Source organism: Hymenobacter sp. GOD-10R (genome assembly GCF_035609205.1).
Classification (GTDB): Bacteria; Bacteroidota; Bacteroidia; order Cytophagales; family Hymenobacteraceae; genus Hymenobacter.
Genome location: NZ_CP141184.1, coordinates 2667990 through 2693101, shown reverse-complemented (window position 1 = coordinate 2693101; position 25112 = coordinate 2667990). Strand labels below are relative to the sequence as shown.

Here is a 25112-nt window from a genome sequence, read left to right as displayed (position 1 = left end):
TTATTACCTAGGAGCTTTCCGCTGTATCAATTTCTAAAGTGAGGTATCATTAGTGATACTCCGGCTATCATTAATTCAACATATAAAACAACAACTCGCTTATTAACAGATAATTACATAAATAATCCAGCGTGAACTATTTGTTATAGTATTTGAAATAATCGAGCTAGCCTGCCGGGGTACTTTCGGCTGACCTTTGAACCATGAACCAGTCGCACTTGCTCTGCTCCTCTCCTGCTTTCGCCTCTGTAGCCTATTTACTACTCACAGGCTGCAATCGTTTTCGGGGCACTTGCACAGACGCTTCTTCTGGCATTTCAAGCTAGCTCCCACGACGGGCGCTACACTCCAACACATCCATTCCCTCATTTTCCTTTCTCCAATTCCCATGCAAAAAAGTGTACTCTTAGCGCGGCGGCTTTTGCTACCCACGCTGCTAGCTACCACGCCTATGATCGTGGCTGCGCATCCCGCCGGGCCGGGAACTGCGCTTGCAAATGCTGGTGCTGCAAACGATTTCTGGGCTGATATTAAAGTGACTGGCCAAGTCACGGATGAGAAGGGCGCGGGCCTACCTGGCGTGACAGTGGTCGTGAAAGGCACCACCAACGGCGCCTCCACCGACGGCGACGGCAAATTCGCTCTCACCATGGCCGACAACGCTACGCTGGTCGTTTCTTCCGTGGGTTACCTAAGCCAAGAAGTAGCCGTGGCGGGTCGCACGAACATCACCATTTCGCTGGCCCCCGACACGAAAGCGCTAGATGAAGTGGTAGTAACCGGCTACCAGACTCAGCGCAAAGCTGACCTGACCGGCGCGGTGGCGGTAGTCGATGTAAACCAAATCAAAGACATGCCGGCGGCCAACCCCGTCAGTAACCTGCAAGGCCGGGTGCCGGGCGTCAGCATTACGAGTACCGGCTCGCCGGCCAGCACCCCTACGGTTCGCATCCGCGGCATCGGCACCCTCGGCAACAACGACCCGCTCTACGTTATCGACGGCATCCCCACCCGCGAGGGCATCAACCAGATCAACCAGAACGACATTGAGTCGATACAGGTGCTGAAGGATGCTTCGGCGGCTAGCATCTACGGTTCACGAGCTGGTAACGGCGTGATTATCATCACGACCAAGAAAGCCAAGAAGGGCTTTAGCCGGGTTGATTTCTCGACCTTCTTCACCGCACAAAAGCCTGGCAAGAGCCTGAAGATGCTCAACACCCAGGACTACGGCCGGGTGTATTGGCAGGCGGCCGTGAACGACGGCAACCTCAATCCTACCAGCCAATTCTACTCCTTCCAGCAGCACCTAGGTCCCGACGGCCGGCCCGTACTCGACCAAGTCGTTGTGCCGGAATTTATAGACGCGGCCAAATCCCAGCGCTCGGCCAACACCGACTGGTTTAAGGAGACGCAGCAAACTGCCCTGATTCAGTCGTATAACCTCAGCTTGAGCAACGGTGGCGAGCGGGGTAGCATGTTGCTGTCGGTGAACTACTACGACAATGTGGGCACGCTGAAATACACGGGCTTCAACCGCATCACGGCCCGCCTCAACTCCGACTACAACTTCTTCAACAACAAGCTGAAGATCGGCGAAAACTTCACATTGGTGAAGTCTCGGCAGTCGGAAGTGGCTATTGATTTCGTACGCGACCGGTCGAGCCAGCTGCCGTCTATCGTGCCCGTGCACACCGTGGACGGCGTGGGTTGGGGCGGCCCCGTGGCAGGCATGAGCGACCGGGACAACCCGCTGCGGGTGCTGAACGACAACAAGCAGAACCGCTCCAACACTGGCCGGGCCTTCGGCAACGTGTTTGCTGACCTGGAAGTGATAAAAGGCCTGCACCTACGCAGCAGCTTCGGCATCGACTACTCGCTGTTCAAGTACCGCAACATCTACAAAACCTACACGTCTGGCTTTCTATCGGAGGCCAACAACCGCCTGACGGAGACCAACAGCTTCTATGGTAACTGGGTGTTGCAGAACACCTTGAACTACGACCTAACCCTAGGTACCAAGCACCAGCTGAGCTTCCTAGCGGGCAGTGAGCGCATCAGCTACTACTCAGAAAGCTCCTACGCCTCGCGCACCAACTTTGCCAGCGAAGACCCGAACTACATGTACCTAGACGCCGGCGCGGCCAACAAGGACAACGGCGGCTCCGCCACGGCTTACAAGCTAGCTTCTCTCTTCGGCAAGGTCAACTACTCTTTCGCCGATAAATATCTGATTTCGGGCACGTTGCGCCGTGATGGTTCGTCCCGCTTTGGTGCCGATAACCGCTTCGGGGTGTTCCCGGCCGTATCGGCGGGCTGGCGCCTCAGCGAGGAGAACTTCCTGAAGACAACAGTGCCCGCCATGACGGACTTCAAGCTGCGCGCCGGTTGGGGGCAGACGGGTAACCAAGAGATTAACAACTTCGCCTCGCGTGGTCTGTATCAGTCGCTGCTCGGTACGCTCGATCCGAACTTCAACTACGACCAGGGCACAGCCTACGACATCAACGGCAACGACACCGGCCTACCTTCCGGTTACCGCCGCATTCAGCAGCCCAACCCGAACCTGAAGTGGGAAACCACTACCCAGACCAACCTAGGTGCCGACTTCGGCTTTCTCCAGAATAAGATTACTGGTTCCGTCGATTACTTCGTGAAGAACTCCAAGGACATCTTGGTGAACCTGCCTTACCTAGGGGCAGTGGGCGAAGGCGGCGACAAGTACGTGAACGGCGCTTCCATTCAGAACAAAGGCTGGGAATTCTTGCTGAGCTACCAGAATGAGCTGAGTAACAAGTTTGCCTACAACATCACCGGCAACATCTCCACGTATCGCAACAAGCTCACCTTCCTGCCCGACGAAGTGATCAACGCCTACGGCGGTAATGGCCAGGATGTCACGCGCTTAGGCCACTCCATCAACGCGGTGTACGGCTACGTAGCCGATGGAATCTACCAGAACGAAGGCGAAGTAGCTAGCCACGCCACACAAGTGGGCGCTGCCCCCGGCCGCATTCGGTACAAGGACCTGAACGGCGACGGCAAAGTCGACAACTTCGACCAAACCTGGATTACGGAAGGAGTGCCCAACTTCACTTATGGCCTGAACCTAGGTGCCAGCTACAAAGGCTTTGATCTGCAAGTGTTTCTGCAAGGCGTGCAGGGCCTCGACGCGTACAACAACGTAAAATTCCGCACCGACTTCGCCTCCATTGCCTCGGGCGAAAACTGGGGTCAGCGCACCCTCGACGCTTGGTCGCCGACAAACACGGGCTCTTCTATCCCAGCCGTCACGCTCATCAACAGCAACAACGAAGCTCGCGCCTCCAGCTACTTCGTCGAAAACGGCTCTTACCTGAAGCTGCGTAACATTCAGCTCGGCTACACGCTGCCCACCGACTTGATCGGCAAAGCCAAGCTCCAAGCCGTGCGGATTTACGTGCAGGGTCAGAACCTGTTCACCGCCAAGAGCAAATCCTTCAGCGGCCCCGACCCGGAGCTGACCAACTATTACCAGTACCCCATCCCGGTCATTTTCACTACTGGCCTCAACGTATCCTTCTAATTACCAGCTAGCCCTACTCCCATGAAAACGATCAAATCCGGCGTGCTGGCGCTTTCGCTCCTAACGCTTTCCTTCGGCTGTTCCGATAAAAAATTCCTGGAGGTGGACCCCAAAGGCTCCCTCACCAACGAAGACCTGAACACGCCCGCCAACATTGATAAACAAGTCATTGCGGCGTACTCGCAGCTTGGCAACGATGTGTATACCGCTCCCTACACATCGATGTGGCCCTACGGCAACGTGCGCGGCGGCGACGCCTACAAAGGCGGCAACGGTACGGCCGACGTAGATGCCTTTCACTTCTACGAAACCTTCTCCTTCAACCGCGTCGATATTGGCAATACGGACCAGGTGTGGTTCCTGCTCTTCATCGGCATTTCCCGCGCCAACGATGCCTTGCGCCGCCTCGACGCGGTCAGCGAAGCAGCCATGCCCACGAAAGCTATTCGGCAGGCGGAAGCCCGGTTTTTGCGCGGGCACTTCTACTTCTTGCTGAAGGAGCTGTTCAAGCAGGTCCCTTACATCGACGAAACGGTGCCCACCGACCAGTACAATACCGTTTCGAACGTGGCCCTGACCAGCGACCAGCTATGGGATAAGATTGCCGAGGATTTCCGCTTTGGGGTGGCTAACCTGCCCGCTACGCAGCCCGAAATCGGCCGCGCTAATAAGTCAGCGGCCCAGGCCTACCTAGCCAAGACGCTGCTATTCCAGGCCTACAAGCAGAGCGACAACAACACCGTGACGGGCACCGACCCGGCGAAGCTCCAAGAAGTCGTGACGCTCACCGATGCAGTTATTGCCTCGGGCAAATACTCGCTGCACCCTGATTTTGCCACCAACTTCCTCACGGCCGGTGACAACGGCGTGGAATCGGTGTTCGCCATTCAGTTTTCGCGCAATGACGGTACGCCCAAAGGCCGCACTGACCGCGGCAATCAGCTGAACTACCCCATGAATCCGGACTACGGCTGCTGCGGCTTTCACCAGCCTAGCCAGAATCTAGTCAACGCCTTCAAGACGGATGCTCAGGGCTTGCCGCTGTTCACCACTTTCAACAACTCGGACCTAAGCGCCGCCGTTGATTTTCAGAGGAATACCGTCGATCCACGCCTCGACCACTCGGTGGGCATCCCGTCGCACCCCTACAAGTACGACCCCGCGTTCATCTTCCAAACTTCGTGGCTGCGCGACCAGAATACTTATGGCGTGTTCATGTCGATGAAGGAAAACGTGCTGCCTTCCGACCCTAGCTTTCAGAAGACGCCGCCGTTCATGAGCACTTCGAAAAACTGGACCATCATCCGCTTCGCCGATGTACTGTTGTGGAAGGCCGAAGCCCTCATTGAGCTAGGTCGCCAAACGGAAGCCCTGCCCATCATCAACCAAATCCGGCAGCGTGCCCAGAACAGCACGGCCCGCCTAAAAACCACCAGCGGACAGCCCATTTCCAACTATAAAATCGGCCTCTACAGCGCCGCTCAGTGGAATCAGCAGTACGCCCGCGAGGCCCTGCGCTTCGAACGCCGCTTGGAGTTTGCCTTGGAAGGTTACCGCTTTTTCGACCTGGTGCGCTGGGGCATCGCCGGCGACTATCTGAACACCTACTTCGACAAGGAGAAAGTGAAGCGTCCGCACCTGAAAGATGCCCGCTTCACCAAGGGCCGCGACGAGTACCTCCCGATTCCGCTGAACCAAATCAACTTCAGCAAAGGCGTTTACAAGCAGAACCATGGCTGGTAAACAACTCATTCCCAATTGCTACCAGCTACCCAAACTAAAAAGCTAGGTCTAGCTCCCCTCCTCAGATGAGGAGGGGTTGGGGGTGGTTGAAACACTAGAGCTAGAATACTAGAGATAATAAATAGTTCTCACGCGTGGTCAACCACCCCCAGCCCCTCCTCATCTGAGGAGGGGAGCTAGGTTCTAATCCTAGCTTCCAAAGCAATACTTCAGAATCCCTTTACAATGAAAAACCGCAACGTCTTCTTCTGGTCCATTGTCGTCGCGCTGGGCGGCTTCTTGTTTGGCTTCGACACGGCCGTTATTTCCGGGGCTGAGAAAGCCATTCAGCAGCTCTGGGGCCTGAACCTGCTAGAGCACGGTTTTACCATTGCCGTTGCACTGATCGGGACGGTATTCGGCGCCATGTTCGGTGGTATTCCCTCCGACAAGCTAGGCCGGCGGCAGACGCTGATCTGGATTGCCGTGTTCTACTTGGTATCGGCCTTGGGGGCAGCCCTTACCTCCAACTGGTACGCCTTCATGGCTTTCCGCTTCTTAGGTGGCCTCGGGGTGGGCGCTTCGTCGGTGACGGCGCCGGTGTACATTTCGGAAGTGGCCCCGGCGGCTAACCGGGGGCGCATGGTGGGCATGTTCCAATTCAATGTGGTGTTCGGTATCCTCATTGCCTACCTTTCTAACTATCTGTTGGTTAACCTCGGCGACAATGCTTGGCGCTGGATGCTCGGCGTACAAGCCGCTCCTGCCCTCGCTTTTTTCCTGCTCCTGTTTAAAGTACCCGAAAGCCCCCGTTGGCTGCTGAGCCAGGGCCGCGTGGAGGAAGGCCGCGACGTGCTGCGCCGCATCGACCCTACCACCGCCGACCAAGACGTGACGACCATCCTGACCTCCAACGCCAACGATAAAGCCGACGGTGGCGGCGAATCATTGCTGGCGGGCTCCTACCGCAAGCCCATGATGCTGGCTGTGCTGTTCGCAGTGTTCAACCAGGTGTCGGGCATCAACGCCATCATCTACTTCGCCCCGCGCATTTTCGAAATGACTGGGCTCGGTAAGGATTCGGCGCTGCTGTCGTCGGCGGGCGTGGGGTTGGTGAACCTGATCTTCACCATGCTTGGCGTCAACATCATCGACAAGTTTGGCCGACGCAAGCTGATGCTCGTGGGCTCCTTTGGCCTGATTGCTACCCTAGGTTTAGTGGCTCGAGCGTTCTACCTGAAGGAATTCGGCGAGTTTGGCGGTATGCTGGTGCCGATGCTACTGTTTGTCTACATCGGGTTCTTCGCCTTTTCGCAAGGCGCGGTTATCTGGGTGTTCATCTCCGAGATTTTTCCGAATGCCGTGCGTGCCAAGGGTCAGGCCCTAGGTTCCTCAACGCACTGGGTGATGGCGGCCATCATCACGTTTACCTTCCCCTACTTTGCCGAGAAGCTAGGCGGCGGCAACACTTTCGCCTTTTTCTGCGCGATGATGGTGCTCCAGTTGCTGTTTGTGTGGCGCATCATGCCCGAAACGAAAGGCACTAGTCTGGAGCAATTGGAAAAAACGTTGGTAATTCATTAGAATAAAACAACTTGAACGTCATGTTTCATCTGGCGTCCGCCCCGCGAAGCGTGATGTTCAAGCCTTCTACAAACTGAGATCTTATGCCTAATACCATCGTCTGTTTTGGTGAAACCCTTTGGGACGTGCTCCCCACCGGCAAGCAGCCCGGCGGCGCGCCCTTCAACGTAGCCATTCATTTGCACCAGCTTGGCCAGTCGGTTGAGCTTATCAGTCGGATCGGCGACGACGACCTAGGCAAGGAACTGGTAGATTTTCTGCACGAACGCGGCCTGCACACCAACTTCATGCAACAAGGCCATACCCACCTCACGGGCGTGGTGAAAGCCAACGTGGATGACCGCAACGAAGTGGTTTACAAAATTGTACAGCCCGTCGCCTGGGATTATATTCAGTACGATGAGACGCTGAGCGACCTTGTCAGCGAGGCCGATATGTTCGTGTTTGGCAGCTTAGCCGCCCGCACCCCTGCCACGCGCGAAACGCTCTACCGCTTGTTGCAGCAAGCTAAGTTCAAGGTGTTCGACGTGAACATGCGCCCGCCGCATTACACCCGCGAAGTAGTGCAATACCTATTGGAGCATTGCGACTTAGTAAAGATGAACCACCACGAGCTAGCCGAAATTCTGGCGTGGTTTGGGAAGAATGCCGATGACGACTCGGCACTGGAGTGGCTGGCGCAACGCTTCGGCTTACAGGCCGTGTGCGTGACCCTAGGTGCCGACGGCGCCCAGCTCTGGACCAAGGGCCAACTGTACCACAGCCCCGGCTTCTCCGTGGAGGTGAAGGACACCATTGGCAGCGGCGACGCCTTTCTAGCGGCTTTGCTTACGGGCTGGCAAGCTGGTCTTGCGCCGGAAGAATGTCTGCGCCGCGCCTGCGCTACGGGCGCACTAGTAGCTACCTACCAAGGTGCCACGCCCGTCCTTTCCGAAGCCGACGTCACTCAGTTGTTGACTCAATCGACCATAAATAGCTAATAATTGCTGAGTCCCAGCTGCCACTTGCGGCAGTGCTTTCTGACAGGTTACAGCCGGTGATAGCAACTGCGAATCGACAGCTACTCGCCGATACTCCGCCCACCCATGAAAAAGACAATCTTGTTGGCGCTGGCCTTCGCAGGCTTGGCGTCGCGTAGTCACGCGCAAAACGCCACGCCTCCTGCTACGCCCCAATACCGTCCGGCCTACCATTTCAGCCCGGCCGCGCACTGGATGAACGACCCCAACGGCATGGTATTCTACCAGGGCACCTATCACTTGTTCTTTCAGTACTACCCAGGTGCTATGGTGTGGGGGCCCATGCACTGGGGCCACGCCACCAGCACCGATTTGGTGAAGTGGCAGGAACAACCTATTGCGCTTTATCCTGATAGCCTAGGCTACATCTTCTCGGGTAGCGCCGTGGTGGACAGCAAGAACACCTCGGGCTTTGGCAAAAACGGCCAAACGCCACTGGTAGCCATCTTCACCCACCACGACCCGAAGGAGGAGAAGAAGGGCACCAACAAACACCAAAACCAGAGCCTAGCCTACAGCCTCGACGCGGGCAAAACTTGGACGAAATACGCCGGCAACCCGGTGCTCAAGAACCCTGGCATTCAGGATTTCCGCGACCCAAAAGTGAGCTGGCACGAAGCCAGTAAAAAGTGGGTGATGACCCTTGCCACGAAGGACCGTATAACATTCTATGCCTCGCCAAACCTGAAGGACTGGACCAAGCTCAGCGAGTTTGGCGAGAAGCTGGGGGCCCACGGCGGCGTGTGGGAATGCCCGGATTTATTTCCTCTTACGCTCAACGGTAAAACCCACTGGGTACTCATCGTCAACCTAAACCCCGGCGGGCCTAACGGTGGCTCGGCTACGCAGTACTTCGTCGGCAACTTCGACGGCAAGACATTCACTCCGAGCAGCACCAAAACCAAGTGGGCCGACTATGGTCCCGACGACTACGCCGGCGTAACATGGAACAACACCGGCAACCGCCGCATTTTTCTGGGGTGGATGAGCAATTGGGAGTACGCCAACCAAGTACCGACGTCACCCTGGCGCAACGCCACCACCGTGCCCCGCGAGCTAGCTTTGCAGCAAGTAGGCCAGGATATTTACCTGACCTCACAACCCGTAAAGGAGCTTAGCAAGCTAGCCCAGCCCAGCGTTACCTTGAAGGATGTTACGGTATCGAAGGAGTACGACCTAGCCTCGAAAATCAAGAATACAGGCGACAAGTTTCAGCTAAAGCTCAGCACCAAGCAGCTGGCTAGCTTCTCGTTGGTACTATCGAACAGCAAGGGAGAGGAACTGGCCATCGGCTACGACAAGGCGAAGAACCAGTATTTTATCGACCGCACCAAGGCCGGACAAAGCGGCTTCAGCAACAAGTTTGCGGGTCGTCATACGGCCCCACGCCTCGCCACCACGCCCGGCACCGACCTCACCCTCCTCTTCGATGCTAGCTCGGTGGAATTGTTTGCTGACCAAGGCTTAACGGTGATGAGCGAGCTATTCTTCCCCTCAGAGATATTATCTACGCTCAAGCTAAAATCGGCTGGCGCCTTCACGGTGCAAGAGCTAGGTTATACCAACATGACGCCGCCGCTTAAATAAGCTTACTGGTCTCCTCCTGGTACTTTGCCCCACTGCTACGGACCCCAATTCTTAAGAATCGGGGTCCGTAGCAGTGGGGCAATCTGTTTTAGCCTCAAGCTGCTTGAGCCAGTGCGTTGAAATAATTTAATCTTATTTAAACTATATTCATATACCTTCGTATTAGCACCGGTGCACACTTTGATTCTAAGCGCATGATTATTTTCTCACACAGCAAGCTTAAGCGTAGGATATTCTTTCCAAAAGATAAACATCTGATTTTTTTCACTATACCCCCGCTAAGGTCTAGTAATCATTCTATGACCTATCAATTAGATGCACTCTAATCAAAATATTTATATTATCTTGTCATTAAGTACCAAGGTTTGCATCATTCATTCGTACTTAAGCGCTGTTTTTTTCGTTTCTCCGACCTGGTTATTTCTCACTAATCTCATATGAAGCTTCTGCTCTCCTCTCTCCTTCTTTGCGCGCTGCTGGGTGCCTGCTCGAAAGGCAACAACAACCCTAAGATCGATCCTACCTGGTACACAACGCCTACCAATCGTCTTCAGCTCGTTGTGCCTTCCAAATACGGCCCTCCCCAAGACTCGGTAGCAGTGATATTCCGGAACCCCGATGCCGTAAAAGTACGCTACCACTTTTTGCTGCGTCGGTACACGGGCGTCAACTATGTACAGATTGCCGACGATTATACTCGGCTTCTGAATCCGAAAGAAAACCAGCAGATCAACTACTCTACCCTGCCGACCGGACAGTATGTGTACGGCCAGGATGCAATTCGATTAATACTCGAAAACGCTGATACAAAGGAAATGTACGGTGATTTCAAGCTTACGACTGACTAATAACTAGTCATTTGCTATAACGCAAAAGCCCCATCTTCTGGCCAGAAGATGGGGCTTTTGCTTAACTATCTAGGCTTGGCTTAGCCTAGCGTTGATTGATGATGATCTGGTGCGAGGCGTGTTTTTCGTTGGCTGACTTCCCAGACTCTGCTGCCCGCAGGTACACGCGAAATGTTGTACCCTCTCCTACCTTACTATCTACTTCAATATAACCGTTTTGCGACTGCACCAAGCGGTTGACGAGAAACAGTCCTACGCCCGTACCCGAACTGGCCTGCGGATGAAAGCGCCGAAATAGCTGAAAAAGCTCTTTGCCGTGCAGCTGCATATTCATACCTAGGCCGTTGTCTTTCACCTCCAGCACGGGCTGGTCGGCAACTAGGTAGGTGCACACTTGCACGCGCGCCGGCCGCTCGGGGTGCCGATACTTCAGCGAGTTAGCTAGCAGATTGAGCAAGATCGTGCGCAGATTGCTGCGTACATACGTCAGCTCTGGCAGGGCGCTAAAATCAGTTTGTACATCGGCTTGCGCGGCTTTTAGTTGCGGGTGCAGCGTTTGCAGCACATGGTCAGCTAGCTCGGCCATCACGACGGGCTCGGCAGCCTGCTCCCCGGATTGGCGAGCTACCTGCACTACATCCGCCAAATCGGTGATGGTGGTAGTGAGCGCGCGCAATGAGTCATCGAGCAGCCGCCAGATTTGCGACGCATCTGGGTCGTTGAAGGTGGCCGTGCGGGACAGCTCTTCGAACAACCCACGTAGGTTGTGCACCGGCTGCCGCAAATCATGGGAGGCCGCGTACACGAAATTGTCGAGGTCGGCGTTGGTGCGGGCTAGCTCTTGGTTGGTCGTAGCCAGCTCCTGGTTGGCAAGCGTCAGCAGCTTATTCTGGTGATGGATATGCTGCCGCGCCTCCGTCAGACTTTCCACGGAAGCGCGCAACTGGCGGTTTACGTCTTCCAGTTCCTGATGATGGCGCGCTACACTCTGGCGCCACTCGTTTTTCTCGATGGCATGCAGCACGGTCTTACACAACAGTTCTTTGTCGAACTGTTGCTTCACCAGATAATCCAAAGCTCCCCCATTCAACGCGCTGACTGCCAGTCGCTCATTGCCGCCGCCCGTAATCATAACGACGCACAGGCTATCAGCCGGCGCTAGCGCACCTAGCTCTTTCAACAGCGTTAAGCCGTCGGTATCTAAGAGGTTATAATCGAGCAATACGCAATCGGGGCGCAGGGCTTTGAACTGAGCAAGTGCTTCTGTACCAGAGCCTGCTTCGAACGTTTCAAATGTGCCACATTCGGCGTGCTTCCCCAAGTACCGCTTATAGAGCATGCGGTCTTGCTCGCTATCATCAACGAGTAAAATCTTTTTCACCAAGCAAGCTAGTTCGCTGACGGCAACTCGGCCGTATCCAACCAATAATGAATTGTCAATCGGATTTTCTCCTCCAACGCGGCATACTCAATTGGTTTCGTCAGGTAGCTATTAGCCCCTAGCTGATAACAATCTTCAATGTCGCGGATGTTGGAAGAGGTACTGAAGATGATAACCGGAATGGAATGTAGTCGCGGATCTTGTTTGAGCACACTGAGCACGGCACGCCCATCGGTGCCTGGCAGATTCAGGTCAAGCAACACAATGGCGGGCAATGTTTGGGGCCACCCAATTGCTCTGCCGTAGCCTTGTAGGTACTCCAGGGCTTGGTCGCCATCTTCGCAGCGGAGCACAGGGTTGCGTAGCGCATGTTTGCGGAAAGCGCGGCCTAATGCCGTGAAATCCTCGGCACTATCCTCTACTACTAGAACGGGTTTGAGGAGCGAAGAAGCCATGTTTCTATAGATGTTTGGAAACTGAGAAATAGAATGTGGCACCTTGCCCCAAAGCAGAATCTACCCACAGGGTACCGCCATGTTTCTCAACCATTTTTTTGGCAATGGCTAACCCCGCACCCGTACCTCCGCCGTATTTGTCCTGGCCGTGCAGCCGCTTAAATAACTTGAAAATACTCTCGTGGTGCTTGGGGTCGATACCGATACCATTGTCACGTACGTAAAACACGTAAAAATCATCATGGTTCACAAGCCTTTTCTGTCCAGCTTTGTTTTCGGAAGCTAAGCCAACGGTGACATGCTTCTCCGGCTGGTTGCTGTAGCGCATGGCATTGGTTAACAGATTATTGAAAACTTCCTGCATTCGTATCCGGTCGCAACGAATTATGGGCAACGGTCGAGCTACATCCACCGTGGTCAGGGTTTGCTCCAGACGCGGCGCGAGCAGATCGAGTACGCCGTCTAGCAGCTCGTCTATGCTCGTTTCTTCCACCGTTAATTCTAAGCGGCCCACGCGGGAAAGCTGAAGCAGCGACTCAATCAGGCCTTCCATGCGCTGGCTGAGCCGCACCAATGTTTGCAGTTTGTACACGCCGTCCTCGTCGAGCTTATCAGCGTAGTCTTCGAGCAGGAACAAAGAGTAATTGTGGATGCCCCGGAGTGGCTCTTTGAGGTCGTGCGAGGCTACGTAGGCAAAGGAGTCCAGTTCGTCGTTGCTGCGCTCTAGCTCCGCATTAAGTCGGCCTAGGCTGGCAGCCCGGGATTGCAGCTCGTTGAACACTTTTAGGCGCACGTCAGAAATGTGCAGCCGAATTTCATTGGCAGCTTCAATTTCGACGCGCTTCCAGGGCTCCGCCGAGTTTTCTACCAGCTGCTTCCAGGCCTCAAACGACTGTCGTGGCGACAAAAACACCTGCCCGTCGACGAGGGTTTCTACCTTTTGGTGTTGCCCGGCCCAGGTTACCGACTGAATAACTTCAGGCCGGAACCAGATGATGTAGTTCCCAGGTGCATCGGCCAGCGAAATAGCGAGGATGCCACTGGCCGTAGCCCGAATTGACAAGCCTGCCGGGTTTTGCTGAACGTAGGAGTTCGTATGAAAAACGTCTCCCGGTGCATTGTCCTGCAACCAGAGGAGCAGGTCTTCAATTTGGGACTTTGTGGGCGTGTTGCCTAGGGTGATAATCTCCTCATCAAAGCAGATAGCCGCGCCACCGCACTCAAATACGTGCAGCAAGTTGGTCTCGTGCTTGTAAAGGCCCTGCACAAAGTTGACGCTGCTGGATACGTGTTCCAGCAAGCGCACCTGACTCTCGCGGATGTGCAGTTGGTATTCCTGCTGGTCGTGCTGCTCCTTGGTTTTGATGAGGGCCGAGAACGTCTTGCCGATAAACTGACACAGGTCGCGTATTTCGTAGCTCACCAGCTTGGGCGTGCGATGGTGGCAAGTGACCATGCCCCACAGCTGCCCATCTTTGACGAGCGAAATGGTCATGGTGGCGGCCGAGCCCATGTTGTGCAAATACTCCAGGTGAATCGGCGACACGCTGCGCAGCACCGAGTACGTCATGTCGGGCGGGCGGTTGGTGCTAGGGTTATTCACCGGCACCAGCCGCGCGGGCTTGTAGCCAGCATCCGGAATAAAGCGCAGCCAGTTTTTGAGGTACATGGCCCTAGCCTGCTTCGGGATGTCGGTGGCGGGATAATGCAAGCCAAGCCAGGTATCTAGGTCTTCGTGCTTGGCTTCGGCAATGATTTCACCGCTTTCGTCTTCGGCAAAACGGTAGATGGCTACTCGGTCGAAGTCGGTGAGGCCGCGCACCTGCTCCACCGTGTATTGGCAAAATTCCGTCACCTTATTCGCTGCCAGCATCTTACCCAGCGCTTCGTTCAGAAACGACAGTTCTATTCCGTTGGCTTGGCTTTCTACCACGGGCTCAAACTCCAGCCACAGCAAGTGGTCGTAGCGGTGAAGAATGATCTTATAGAAGGGTTGTCCCTCCACGTTATCAAGGCGAGCACCTAGCAGCTTGGCATTTTCCGAGAGGCCTGCTTGCAGCTGTTCGATTTCAGCTACGCGCCCTGGGCTCAGCAGCCGATCCAGCCCCGCTCCAATCAATTCTTCGGCGGGAATACCTAGCAGAGCCAGCGTGTTTTCGCTTGCCTGCACGATGCGTAAGGTTTTCTCGTGCAGGCACAACAAAAAACCATATGGCTGGATGGCGCCCGGAATATGAATCGGCTCCCGGTCGCAGTTAGTTAGGTTGATTTCAGCGTTCAGCAGACGCTCGTCGGTATAATTCATGCTTGCTGGAGCCAGGCTTCTAGTTGTTGGAACGTGCAACTGGCCGATTGCACAATCTCGTCTTGGTTAGCGTCGGTGGCAGCTTGGGTCAGTAAGTGGCAAAAGGACTTCCACATCGGACCGGTTCGCTCATCATAGCCCTTGAAGTAGGTGCGAGTTGGAATACCCACCTTGGCTAGCTGCCTAGCAATTACCTGGCCGCCGAGCGTCGAGCCCTCCATTACGTACATAGCCCCGAGGAGTTGAGGCCACGTGTGCAGCGGCGGCATTGCGGGGCACAATGGCAAGCTAGCGGCCGGCACCTGCAAATCTTGCGGAATGAGGTGGGCACGGTAACGGTGCTCTATTTCCCAAGCTTCGGAGAAGGAATGTTGCCGGAGCTGCGCCTCATAGGGATACAAAAACCCATATAGCTTTCTCAGAAAATATTCCGTTGCCTCCCGGGATGGGACGCCCGCCGTTAGCTCCCGATTGAAGCTATTTTGTTCCAAGGCATCATGATAGGGGCGCGTTTCGACACGGAGGCGTTGAAGGATTTCGGGTGAGCTAGACGGGGAAATCATGCAGAGAAATAACGAAGCCCAGCAAAGGCTAGGTAGAAAAGGCAGCAAAGATGGAAAACGCAAATTTACCGCCCGCGTGGAACAACACCCTAACATGTTTTGCTGGTTTGAGTTTCACTTCCGACCTAGGAACCAAGTATCTTTTTACCTACAAAGGAGAAACCATTTTTCGCGGGCTTCTGCATCTGTCTTCAAGCACGCGCTGGTAAGACAACTCAGGATGCTACAGGACGGATGCTCGGCCCATAGGGCGGATCATTGCCGGCACCATCGACCGACGGCCGAATTTTACCAATCACGCCACTACCGCCTAGCGCCTCTTCACGCAGATACTTCTGCACGGCAGCTGCTGCGCCTCCTCTTATATGACCAAACTGCTCCTAGCTTTCCTCCTTTCATTGCTGCTCTTCGCTCCCACCAACGCCGCCTTTGCCCAAACGGCGCCGCTCGTGGTAGATGCTACTGCGGCCGCACCACCACCCGAAACGGGCTACCTGCACCTAGGTACTACCACCTCTCCTACCGGCCACAAACTGGAAGTGAACAGCCAGTACCTCACCCGCGATGGAAAACCATGGCTGCCTGTGATGGGAGAATTTCACTTCGCACGCTTTCCCCGGGCCCGCTGGGAGGAGCAGTTGCTGAAGATGAAAGCCGCGGGCGTGCAAATTGTGGCGGCGTATGTGTTCTGGATTTTCCACGAGGAAGAACAAGGCAAGTTCGACTTTCAGGGCGACCGGGACCTGCGGGCATTTGTGCAGCTCTGCGCCAAGCACAACCTGCTGGTGTTGGCCCGCATTGGTCCTTGGAACCACGCCGAGCTGCGTAACGGTGGCTTTCCCGATTGGCTGGTAAAGCAGGTACCCGCCAACGCTTTGCGCAGCAATGACCCGGCTTACTTGGCGGCCGTGCAAACCTACTGGCATCAGCTACGGGCGCAAACACGCGGCTTGCTCTGGAAGGATGGCGGCCCCATCATCGGCATTCAGCTTGAAAACGAGTACAACCGCGGCAAGGCCGGCCAAGGCGCCGTGCACATCCAGAAACTGAAGGACCTAGCTCTAGCCGAAGGCTTTGACGTGCCGCTTTACACCGTTACGGGTTGGCAAGGCGCCCGCTACTCCGAGCGCGAGGTTATCCCCGTGTTTGGCGGCTACCCCGATGAGCCCTGGGGGCGTGGGGCCGCTAAGATGCCTCCGGTGGAAGTGTACAACTTTCGGTTTAACAGTCGCGAGGGCGGCAACCTAGGTATTCAGGGCGGCGAAACGGCGGCGCGCAACAACCCTGTACAGCTGGCGCACTACCCGTTCTTCGGAGCCGAGTTCGGGGGCGGAGTGCCAGTGATGTATCGTCGCCGGCCTTTGCTCACGCCCTACGACATAGCGGCGATGCTCCCGGTGCAGCTTGGCTCGGGCGTCAACCTCTACGGCTACTACATGTTTCACGGCGGGCGCAATCCGCGGGGCAAACTCTCCGACATGCAGGAATCGACCCGCACGGGCAGCTGGAACGACTTGCCACGGATTGGCTATGATTTCCAGGCGCCCTTGGGCGAAACGGGCGAAGAGCACGCGTCGTTTGCCTACCTCAAGCTGTTCCATTATTTCCTGAATGACTTTGGCGACTTGCTCGCGCCCATGGCGCCACATGCCCCAGCCGTACAGCCTACGAACGCCAGCGACTTATCGGTTCTGCGCTGGTCGGTGCGGAGCAAGGGCAAGAGCGGCTTTCTGTTCCTGAACAATTACGTGCGCAACTACGCCATGCCGGCCCGCCCCGGTGTACAGTTCACGGTACAGCTGCCCGGCGAAACCCTAACGTTTCCGCAGACGCCTGTGACTATCCCGGCCGACAGCTACTTTATCTGGCCGTTCAACCTGGACCTAGGTGGCGCGCGGCTGAAGTATGCGACGGCGCAACTGTTTACGAAGCTGACGGTTGGTGCTGTTCCTTATTACCTGTTTTTCACCCAGCCCGATATCCCGGCTGAGTTCGTATTTGATGCCACAACGGTACGAGGCGTCGGAACATTGAGTGGCGCTCTGAAAGCAGTCGACGGGCAATTCAAGCTGTCAAACGTTCAGCCTGGCACGATCATCAAGCTCGAACTGCGCAAGGGTGGAATTGCCCACATATTGGTCTTAAGTCAGAAAGAGGCGCGCCAAACCTGGAAAGCGCCCCTGGCCGGTGCGGAACGCTTGGTGACGACACCAAATGAAATCTATTTCGACCACGACCAAATTCAGCTACAAGCCGAAGCCCAACCGAACTTCACGTTGAGCATTTTTCCGAAGCTAGGCCATGCGCCTAAAGCTAGCTTGCCGCTGAACGTTGGCCCAGCCGACCTATTCCAAAGCTACTCCGCCACAGCACCGTCCCGAACCATTGCGGTGAAATCAGAATTGGTAAAACCGGCCGGCCTCGTGCCGCCCGTCCGACTAGGAGGTCCGGCGAAAGGCACTGTGGAGCCCAGCGATACTACGTATCAGCAAGCTGCCCAGTGGCGCATTAGCCTAGGTGATACCAAACTAGAAGGCTTAGATGATATCATTCTGCACTTCACCTACGCCGGCGACGCTATCCGGCTCTACGCCGGCGCCACGCTTCTCGACGATGACTTCTACAACGGTGCACCCTGGCACGTAAGTTACCGCAACATCGCGCCGGATGTGGCTGGCAAACCTTTGCTACTCCATATTCTTCCCTTACGACAAGACGCCCCTATTTACTTAGAAGAAGGCCGTCGCCCCTCTTTCCCTGCTACTGGCCAAGTAAGTGAACTGCAAAAGGTAGAAGCTATTCCGCGGTACCGCCTCACAGTTGACGCACGTTAGCATGAGGCTTCACTGCTCACGCTAACGTGCTACCTAGGGCTGCCACCTGAGCGGTGCACACGTTGTATTTTTCTAGCGACCAAACAAAAAGCCCTGCTTTACACGTGGTAAAGCAGGGCGTTAGCTTAAAATACTAGTTGGCTATTAATCGACGCGTAAGCTGTTAAGTGCGTCCATTTGTTAGCTACTAATAGCCAGGGTTCTGAGGTAGTTTCCAACTCTGAGCGTCGTTCAGCGAGATAGGTAGCAGGGGCATTGGGTTTACCGATGTTTCGGTCGCAACGTGCGATGCAGCCCGAGCCCGTACATCAGCTGGCAGAGTGTTCAGGTAGCGGCCCGTGCGAACCAGGTCCCAGAAACGTAGCGATTCTTCGCCAAACTCGACCCGACGCTCGTGCCAGATGGCGTTGAGCAGGGCACTGCCCGAAAGGCCAGGCGCTAGGTTGGGGAGGGTGCCGGCTGGGACGTTGGCGGGTTCGTAAGCCAGTGAGCCCAACGTAGTGCCCGGCGGGCGGGTCGACATACGGGCGCGGGCACGCACCTGGTTCACCAGCGCCACTGCCTCCGCAGGCTTGTTGAGTTGCGCGGCGGCTTCAGCTTTCATCAGCAAGATGTCGGCGTAGCGAATTTTGCGGATGTTCTGCGGGCCAGATTCCGGGGCGTTGGGGGCGATAATGGCCGCCTTGCGGTTGAAGTAGCCAGTAGCATTCTGCGTGATATCAACGGGGTTGAGAATACCTAGCACAATGTCGTTGTTCTTGATAATCGTAACTTCCTTGCGCGGGTCATTAGGCTCAAACTCGTCCACCAAACTCTGCGTGGGGTTATTAAAGCCGTAGCCAAACGTCTTGCGATTATTCTGAAAGATATTGTTCGTCGTACCTACCGAGATAGGGCCGTAGCCGTCGTTGGAGGTCGCAAACTGAATCTCGAACAGCGACTCGCTGCTATTCTCGCCAATCTCCTGGTGAATGGCCGCGTAATTGGGCAGCAGGCTATACTGACCCGACGAGATAATGGTGCTCGTGATGTCGTACACTTCCTGCCAAGTGTGGTTGTTCCCATTCACGGTGCCCAACTGGTACATGATGGCGCGGGCCAGGTAGCCGTTGGCGGCGCCCTTGGTGGCCCGGCCTAGGTCGGCGCCAGCGTAGGCGCTCTTTTCGGGCAGCAGGGCAGCAGCGGCCTTCAGGTCATTCTCGATGAAAGCGTAGGTCTCGGCAATGGTAGCGCGTTTTACGTTGGACACCTCGGAGGGTGCCACGCTTTTCTCAAATAGCGGCACGCCGCCGAAGCCTTTCACCAAGTTAAAGTAGAAGTACGCCCGCAGAAACAAGGCTTCGCCCTTCAAGCGCGCTTTCAACCCCGCGTCGATGGTGCCCGCGTCGATGTTGTTAATCACCGTATTAGCGCGTGCAATACCCGTAAAGCTGTGTACCCACAGCGTGGTAACGGTCTGGTTGGACGGCGGAATATTCCAGGTTTTGAGCTCGATGAGAGGCAGAAAGTCGCTGGCCGAGCTGCCTCCTTTTTCGGAATCATCGGTCATCAAGTCCCCAAACATCCATTCGTAAGTTTGGGCTACGTACTGGCCGCTCGGGTCACCCCACTTGGGGCCTTGGTCCCAGGCGGTTACGTCGTACACGGCGTTGATGGCCTGTACGGCATTAGTGGGGTCTTTGAAGAGATTATCCTGGGTAGTGGTACCTAGGGGATCTTTGTCCAAAAAGTCTTTGCAGCCCGGAGCAAGAGCAGTAGTTAGCAGCAGGCCGAGCAATATGGCGGCGCGAGTGGGTTTCATATAAAGTGAGAAGGAAATAACTGATTAAAACTGCACGTTGAAGCCCAAGCGGTAAGTGCGCGCCTGCGGGTAGTTGCCGTAGTCCACGCCGTACGACAGGGGGTTGTTGTAGTTAGCTACGGTCGATATTTCAGGGTCGTAGCCCGTGTACTTGGTGATGGTGAACACGTTATCAACCGAGGCAAACACCCGGGCACCTTTCACCTGAACCTTGTCTAGCAATGCCTTGGGCAGCGTGTAACCTAGCTCCATGTTGCGGGCGCGTAGGTAGCTCGCGTCCTCCACGTAGCGGCTGCTAAAGCGGTCGTTGCCGTTAGTGTCGGTCGAGGTCACGCGGGGCTGGTTACTGTTGGGGTTGTTGGGCGTCCAGCGGTCCATGCGGTTGGCGTAGAAGTTGCTCCATACACCCACAAAATCGGCGGATTTCGACAGGTTGAAGGCCCCGCCGTTGATGACTTCGGCGCCCTGCACGCCGTAGAGCAACATCCGGAAGTCGAAGCCCAAGTAGTTCAGGTTCAGCGAGGCACCGTAGGTAAAATTGGGCGTGCCGCTGCCTAAGTACGTGTTGTCGGAAGCCGTGATGGTGCCGTCGCCGTTCGTGTCCTGGTAGCGTACATCGCCGGGCTTGGCCCCGGGCTGCACCAACCCACCAGCGGCATTTTTATACGCATCAATTTCGCCCTGATTGTGAAACACGCCCTGGGCTTTCAAGCCGTAGTAGAAGGCTATCTCGCGGCCTACGTCGGTGAGGGTAGTATTGCCGATTTGCGGGAGCACATTGCCAGCAGCAATGGCATTACCGCCCCCTAGGCTGGTTACTACGTTGTTGATTTTAGTGAAGTTAACCCCTACGTTGTACTGCAGCTTGCCAACAGTATTACGGTAGCTCAGAGCCAGCTCTAGGCCACGGTTGCGCAGAGAACCTACGTTGGCAGGAGCAGGAGCCTGCCCCACATAGTCGGGTACCGGCGACAAGGCAATCATGTCCTTGGTGCGGCGCTCAAAATAGTCGGCCGTAAGCGTCAGCTTGCTATTAAAAAACTCTGCATCGAGGCCCACGTCGGTGGTAATAGCCGTTTCCCACTTCAGGTCCGGATTGTTAAGCTGGCTGATGGCCAAGCCGGGAGCGGCCACTCCGTTGAAGGAGTAGGTCTGGTTGTTGCGCGCTACTGAAGCGTAGCCATAGTTAGGGGCAGCGTTCTGGTTGCCTACCTCGCCGTAGCTAGTGCGTAATTTCAACACTGACAAGTAGCTTACATCCTTGAGGAACTGCTCATTGGAAATGTTCCAGGCCGCACCCACCGACGGGAACGTGCCTGTGCGCACTGGCCCGAGGAACTTCGACGTCTGGTCGAAGCGCAACGTACCCGTCAGGAGGTAACGGTCGCGGAAGTTGTAGTTAGCCCGACCGAAGTAAGAGGACAAGCTACCATCATACTGGCTGCTGCGCACCACATTGCCGGTGCTGCGCGAGGCTGAAGCGTATTGCAGCGAAGCATCGAGTGGCACATTGAAGGCCGTGATGGAAATGCCATTGCCGTAGCCGCGTTGCGCCTCCTGGCCTAGGGTAAAGGAGAGGTTACTGTTATCAGCGAACGTTTTGTTGTAGTTGAAGTAGTTCGACCACACCCAGCTCACGCTTTCGTTGCGCGTTTCGATGAGCGCGCTCTGGGCCCGCTGGTCTACCGGGCCGATGTAGTACTGCGGCTGGTATGTTTTGGGGTGGTTGTTGAAGTAGTTGATGCCGAACGTAGAGCGGAACGACAAACCCTTAAACAGCGAAACATCGACGTAGCTGCTGGTGAACAGGTTGTTGTTCTGAATCTTGTTGTACTTCTGCTCGTCAAGGAGGCGCGGCACGTTCAGCGCGTTGCGCGTGATAACGTCGTCGTTGTAAGTTCCGTTGGGGCCGAACGGGTTGAGAACCGGGTTTACTTGCTGCGCATATTGCAGTATCGTGTAGGGCTGCGAGCCCCCCTGGCCATTGCCGCTGCCCGTCTGGTTGTTGTTGGTAAACGTAGCCGCCACGCCCGCCTTGATGCGCTTGGTGAGCACCACGTCGTCGTTCACCCGAATCACGAACTTCTTGAAGCCCGAGTTCTTGATAATGCCGTCTTGCTGAAAGTAGCTGCCGCTCACTAAGTAGCGGTTTTGCTCGGAGCCACCCGAGGCCGATAAACTGTAGTTGGTAATCAAGCCCTTCTGGGTTACCAAATCTTGGTAATCAATGCCTTCAGCATTAGTAGCAATGGCCTCTTGCAACCGCGGACCGTAATCGGGCAGCGACTTCCCGGCGTTGGTGAAGGCCTCTGTCACGAGCGTCGAGTACTGGGCGGCGTTGGTGAGGGGTAGCGTGTTCCGGATTTGTTGAAAGCCAGTGTAGCCAGAAAAGTTGAACTGCGTGGCACCCGCCTTGCCGTGCTTAGTGGTGATAAGTACCACGCCGTTGGCCCCGCGCGAGCCGTAGATGGCCGTGGCCGAAGCATCTTTCAAAATCTCGGTTGACTCGATATCGGCGGGCAGCAAAAAGCCGATGTCGCTGGTTTGGACGCCGTCCACTACGTACAGCGGGTCACTGTTATTAATAGTGCCTACGCCCCGCACCCGAATGCGGGTGCCCGAGCCTGGCTGGCCGCTGTTAGAAGTCACTTCTACGCCGGCTACGCGGCCTTGCAGCGCCTGTACAGGGTCGGAGGTAGCTACTTGCGTGAGCTGCGCGCTGGTAACCGAGGCTACAGCGCCAGTCAGGTCACTTTTGCGGGCGGTGCCGTAGCCAATTACCACTACTTCGTTCAGGGCCTGCGTGTCTTCGGCTAGCGTCACGGTCAGGTTGCTGGTGGCGCCTGTTACGGGTACTTCTTTGCGCGTGAAGCCGACGAAGCTGAATACGAGTACGCTATTCTCGGGTGCTTGTAGGGTAAAGCTGCCGTCGGGGCCAGAGCCCGCGCCGATTGAAGTCCCTTTCACCACGACCGTCACGCCAGGCAAGCCTGCACCTTTCGCGTCTACTACTCGACCCGCAATCGTTACATCTTGCCTACCGGAAACGTTTGCGGGAGCAGTATTAGCTAAGGGAATCTTGCTGATTACATAATAGTTGGCACGCAGTTGCTTGAACTGCAAGTCCGCTTGGGCCAGCACCGCTTGTAGCTTGTCCTCCAACTTTTCGGGTCCCTCCTGAGGAAACACGCGTTTGTCTTCGACAACATCACTGTCGTAGGCAATAGTGCTCTTGTACTGCTTTTCCCATTGCCGGAGCAACCGAGAAAGAGGTACCGCCTGGGTCAGCGAGTTGGCGTGCGAGGGTGCCTGCTGCCGTGCAGAAGCTAGGACTTGTGCCACGACGGCAGAGCCAGATGCATCTAACAGCAACATACCGGTCGCAACGCAGGCGGAGCAAAACAGATATTTGTTTGTTCGGGTACGAGGTAAATTCATGAGAAAGAGGTGGGATAAGGTGTTAGTTAGATAAGACGATACTGTTCTGGTGATGCTCAGCCTGTAGATGGAAGGTTTCCTCTAAGGTTTCGCAGAGCAGGTCTAGGTCACTGAGCGGGATGGTCCCCGTGAGTTTGCGCTCGTTTAACTCGGGATTTTTCACAGTCACTTTCACCCCGTAGGTGTCGCGCAGACGCAAGACGAGCTCGGCGAGCGGCGTCTTATTGAAGACCATTTTATCATTCCGCCAAGCAGCGTAGGCATCTGTTTGCACGGCTTTGTGCAGCAATTGCTGCGGCTGCTTATCAGAGGTTTGGAGTAGTTCGCCGGGCTTCAAAATGACGGGTTTGCGCTTGCTGCTATCGGCGAAAGCTACCCGTACTTTGCCCGACAGCAACACGACTCGCGCCTGCTCTTGCCGCCGATACACGGTAAATTTGGTGCCCAGTACTTCTACCTTGAAGCCAGCAGTAGTGTGCACCACAAAGCGTTGATGCGTAGGCAGATGCTTAACCGCAAAGTAGGCTTCTCCATCAAGCCATACCTCCCGTTGGGCTTTGCCGCTCCAGTCGCCGGTATAACGTAAAGTCGAGTGGGCATTCAGCGTCACATTTGAACCATCAGGCAAATGCACGAGGCGAGTTTGCGCGTAGTCGGTGCTGTATTGCACAGGCAATCGTGTCACCTGGTGTTGCTGGTAGAGCCACCAGCTACCCGCGCCAGCCATGCCCATGGTCAGGACAGCTGCTGCGGCCCACCGGTACCACCTTCTACCAGCAGCAGGTATGTCCGATTCTGGCGAAAGCACGTCCAAACCAATGCGAGTGCGCAAGTCGGCCAACATACTATCATAGTCATGGGTCTGACCGAGTCGCTCTGCCTCAGATTCCGCCATGCTCGCGTAGGTACTCATCCAGTACTGCGCTACTAGCTCGTTGGCAGGCTGTGTCAACCATGCACGTACTGCCTTTGCTTCTTCCAATGATGCTTCGCCACGTACGTAACGCAAATAAGATTCAAAATTAATTTCCATCATTTCCGCAAACGCTTGAGGCGCCTTCTGTAGTAAAGTCCACGAACTTGCCGCTACCCTGAAGCGAGCAGCAAAAAAATTTAAAAAGTAGTAAGGGGCTTGGTGAGCAGATAAACTAATAGCTCCTAACTCGCTCGGAAGAAAAACCTAGCATGTCGCAGTAACTAATCTGACAACCTATGGGTTGAAGGAGTTGATCGTAGTGTAACGTTTGCACAATCAGCTCAGTGAGGTACTTGCCCATAGGGCTTCTATATAGCTTAAGCCCTGTTTATCTGTACTTTGCTAGTTGTAGCAAATGGCAAATGATCTTGTATATTTAAAGCCTTCTAATTTACTACATATCATCCACCCTGCTGTTGAAAGCTGCGCGCGCGTTTTCCGATTACGTTTGCTTGACCCAATTGCGGGCAGATGATAGCCAGGCATTCGACATGCTTTTCTATCAATTTGCGCCCGGACTATGTCGGTTTGCTACTAGTCACCTGAAGTCTGCCGCCGACGCAGAAGAAGTAGTGCAGGACTGCTTTCTAAAGCTGTGGGAAAAGCGGCACGAGTTGACCGATGATGTTATCTTCAAAACCTACCTCTACACGTCTGCCTACCACGCCATTCTCAAACAACTTCGGCGACAGCAGTACTGGGTTTTCGAAGATTGTCACGAGGAGATTCTGGTAGAAGAGAACATCTTGAGCAGCCAAGCTGAGTTTCATGAGCTGGAGCAACTATACCAGGCGGCACTCGCACAATTGCCCCCTAGGCGCCGGGAGATCTTCACGCTAAGCCGGCAAAGAGGCCTGTCTTACGCTAACATTGCTCAGGAACTGAACATCTCCGTGAAAAGCGTCGAAACCCAGATGACCCATGCCTTGAAGTTTCTGCGTATTTACTTCCGGGCTCACGGCATATCGTTAATCTTACTACTCGCCTTATTATCAGCTGTAGAATAAAGGATTAGTGCCCGGCAACAGGTGTTA

16 protein-coding genes are annotated in these 25112 nt (G+C 55.3%); 8 read left to right on the top strand and 8 right to left on the bottom strand.

Annotated elements, in window-relative coordinates:
* The first annotated feature begins 388 nt into the window (after positions 1-388).
* From SD425_RS10820 to SD425_RS10795, 6 genes are all read left to right on the top strand, one after another.
* Positions 389-3565, top strand: a complete 3177-nt coding sequence (locus tag SD425_RS10820; RefSeq protein ID WP_324678353.1) for a TonB-dependent receptor — start codon at positions 389-391, stop codon at positions 3563-3565.
* Positions 3566-3586: 21 nt separating this feature from the next.
* On the top strand, positions 3587-5308 hold the full coding sequence (locus tag SD425_RS10815) for a RagB/SusD family nutrient uptake outer membrane protein (RefSeq protein WP_324678351.1): 1722 nt from the start codon (positions 3587-3589) through the stop codon (positions 5306-5308).
* A 225-nt stretch (positions 5309-5533) separates the two neighbouring features.
* On the top strand, positions 5534-6871 hold the full coding sequence (locus tag SD425_RS10810; protein ID WP_324678349.1) for a sugar porter family MFS transporter: 1338 nt from the start codon (positions 5534-5536) through the stop codon (positions 6869-6871).
* A gap of 83 nt (positions 6872-6954) precedes the next feature.
* Positions 6955-7851, top strand: coding sequence for a carbohydrate kinase (locus tag SD425_RS10805; RefSeq protein WP_324678347.1), 897 nt, complete (start codon positions 6955-6957; stop codon positions 7849-7851).
* Positions 7852-7956: 105 nt separating this feature from the next.
* Entirely contained in the window at positions 7957-9477 is a 1521-nt protein-coding gene (locus SD425_RS10800; RefSeq protein WP_324678345.1) for a glycoside hydrolase family 32 protein, read from the top strand.
* Positions 9478-9914: 437 nt separating this feature from the next.
* Complete coding sequence (locus SD425_RS10795) at positions 9915-10325, top strand: hypothetical protein (protein ID WP_324678343.1); 411 nt, start codon at positions 9915-9917, stop codon at positions 10323-10325.
* An 85-nt stretch (positions 10326-10410) separates the two neighbouring features.
* Here the strand turns inward: SD425_RS10795 and SD425_RS10790 are convergent, their stop codons facing one another.
* The 5 genes from SD425_RS10790 to SD425_RS10770 all read right to left on the bottom strand — a co-directional run bounded on the left by SD425_RS10790 (position 10411) and on the right by SD425_RS10770 (position 15370).
* Positions 10411-11706, bottom strand: coding sequence for a hybrid sensor histidine kinase/response regulator (locus tag SD425_RS10790; protein ID WP_324678341.1), 1296 nt, complete (start codon positions 11704-11706; stop codon positions 10411-10413).
* A gap of 8 nt (positions 11707-11714) precedes the next feature.
* The gene (locus tag SD425_RS10785; protein ID WP_324678339.1) at positions 11715-12161 is read right to left on the bottom strand and encodes a response regulator; all 447 of its coding nucleotides are present in this window, start codon (positions 12159-12161) and stop codon (positions 11715-11717) included.
* 4 nt (positions 12162-12165) lie between these two features.
* A complete protein-coding gene (locus SD425_RS10780) occupies positions 12166-14466 on the bottom strand; it encodes an ATP-binding protein (protein WP_324678337.1) in 2301 nt (766 codons plus the stop codon).
* Positions 14463-15029, bottom strand: coding sequence for a biliverdin-producing heme oxygenase (locus tag SD425_RS10775; protein WP_324678335.1), 567 nt, complete (start codon positions 15027-15029; stop codon positions 14463-14465). Before SD425_RS10775 ends, SD425_RS10780 begins: the two co-directional genes overlap by 4 nt.
* Before the next feature lie 215 nt (positions 15030-15244).
* Entirely contained in the window at positions 15245-15370 is a 126-nt protein-coding gene (locus tag SD425_RS10770) for a hypothetical protein (RefSeq protein ID WP_324678333.1), read from the bottom strand.
* A 24-nt stretch (positions 15371-15394) separates the two neighbouring features.
* On the opposite strand from SD425_RS10770, the gene SD425_RS10765 reads away from it, so the two are divergent.
* A complete protein-coding gene (locus tag SD425_RS10765) occupies positions 15395-17863 on the top strand; it encodes a beta-galactosidase (RefSeq protein WP_324678331.1) in 2469 nt (822 codons plus the stop codon).
* A gap of 187 nt (positions 17864-18050) precedes the next feature.
* Here the strand turns inward: SD425_RS10765 and SD425_RS10760 are convergent, their stop codons facing one another.
* The 3 genes from SD425_RS10760 to SD425_RS10750 form a co-directional block, all read right to left on the bottom strand.
* Positions 18051-19664 carry a RagB/SusD family nutrient uptake outer membrane protein gene (locus SD425_RS10760; protein ID WP_324678329.1) on the bottom strand — a complete coding sequence of 538 codons (1614 nt, stop codon included), beginning with the start codon at positions 19662-19664 and terminating at the stop codon, positions 18051-18053.
* Between the two features lie 24 nt (positions 19665-19688).
* Complete coding sequence (locus SD425_RS10755; RefSeq protein WP_324678327.1) at positions 19689-23039, bottom strand: TonB-dependent receptor; 3351 nt, start codon at positions 23037-23039, stop codon at positions 19689-19691.
* A gap of 85 nt (positions 23040-23124) precedes the next feature.
* Positions 23125-24138: a FecR family protein gene (locus SD425_RS10750; protein WP_324678325.1), complete on the bottom strand. Its 1014-nt coding sequence runs from the start codon at positions 24136-24138 to the stop codon at positions 23125-23127.
* 431 nt (positions 24139-24569) lie between these two features.
* Here SD425_RS10750 and SD425_RS10745 point away from each other — a divergent pair, with 431 nt between their 5' ends.
* A complete protein-coding gene (locus tag SD425_RS10745) occupies positions 24570-25085 on the top strand; it encodes an RNA polymerase sigma-70 factor (protein WP_324678323.1) in 516 nt (171 codons plus the stop codon).
* Positions 25086-25112 lie beyond the last annotated feature (27 nt).

Excerpts from the sequence above, each read along its gene's own strand:
- SD425_RS10760 (WP_324678329.1), bottom strand. The coding sequence starts at position 19,664 with ATGAAACCCACTCGCGCCGCCATATTGCTCGGCCTGCTGCTAACTACT.
- SD425_RS10800 (WP_324678345.1), top strand. The coding sequence starts at position 7,957 with ATGAAAAAGACAATCTTGTTGGCGCTGGCCTTCGCAGGCTTGGCGTCG.
- SD425_RS10765 (WP_324678331.1), top strand. The coding sequence starts at position 15,395 with ATGACCAAACTGCTCCTAGCTTTCCTCCTTTCATTGCTGCTCTTCGCT.
- SD425_RS10805 (WP_324678347.1), top strand. The coding sequence starts at position 6,955 with ATGCCTAATACCATCGTCTGTTTTGGTGAAACCCTTTGGGACGTGCTC.
- SD425_RS10815 (WP_324678351.1), top strand. The coding sequence starts at position 3,587 with ATGAAAACGATCAAATCCGGCGTGCTGGCGCTTTCGCTCCTAACGCTT.
- SD425_RS10750 (WP_324678325.1), bottom strand. The coding sequence starts at position 24,138 with ATGATGGAAATTAATTTTGAATCTTATTTGCGTTACGTACGTGGCGAA.
- SD425_RS10785 (WP_324678339.1), bottom strand. The coding sequence starts at position 12,161 with ATGGCTTCTTCGCTCCTCAAACCCGTTCTAGTAGTAGAGGATAGTGCC.
- SD425_RS10820 (WP_324678353.1), top strand. The coding sequence starts at position 389 with ATGCAAAAAAGTGTACTCTTAGCGCGGCGGCTTTTGCTACCCACGCTG.
- SD425_RS10755 (WP_324678327.1), bottom strand. The coding sequence starts at position 23,039 with ATGTTGCTGTTAGATGCATCTGGCTCTGCCGTCGTGGCACAAGTCCTA.
- SD425_RS10745 (WP_324678323.1), top strand. The coding sequence starts at position 24,570 with ATGCTTTTCTATCAATTTGCGCCCGGACTATGTCGGTTTGCTACTAGT.
- SD425_RS10775 (WP_324678335.1), bottom strand. The coding sequence starts at position 15,029 with ATGATTTCCCCGTCTAGCTCACCCGAAATCCTTCAACGCCTCCGTGTC.
- SD425_RS10795 (WP_324678343.1), top strand. The coding sequence starts at position 9,915 with ATGAAGCTTCTGCTCTCCTCTCTCCTTCTTTGCGCGCTGCTGGGTGCC.
- SD425_RS10810 (WP_324678349.1), top strand. The coding sequence starts at position 5,534 with ATGAAAAACCGCAACGTCTTCTTCTGGTCCATTGTCGTCGCGCTGGGC.
- SD425_RS10780 (WP_324678337.1), bottom strand. The coding sequence starts at position 14,466 with ATGAATTATACCGACGAGCGTCTGCTGAACGCTGAAATCAACCTAACT.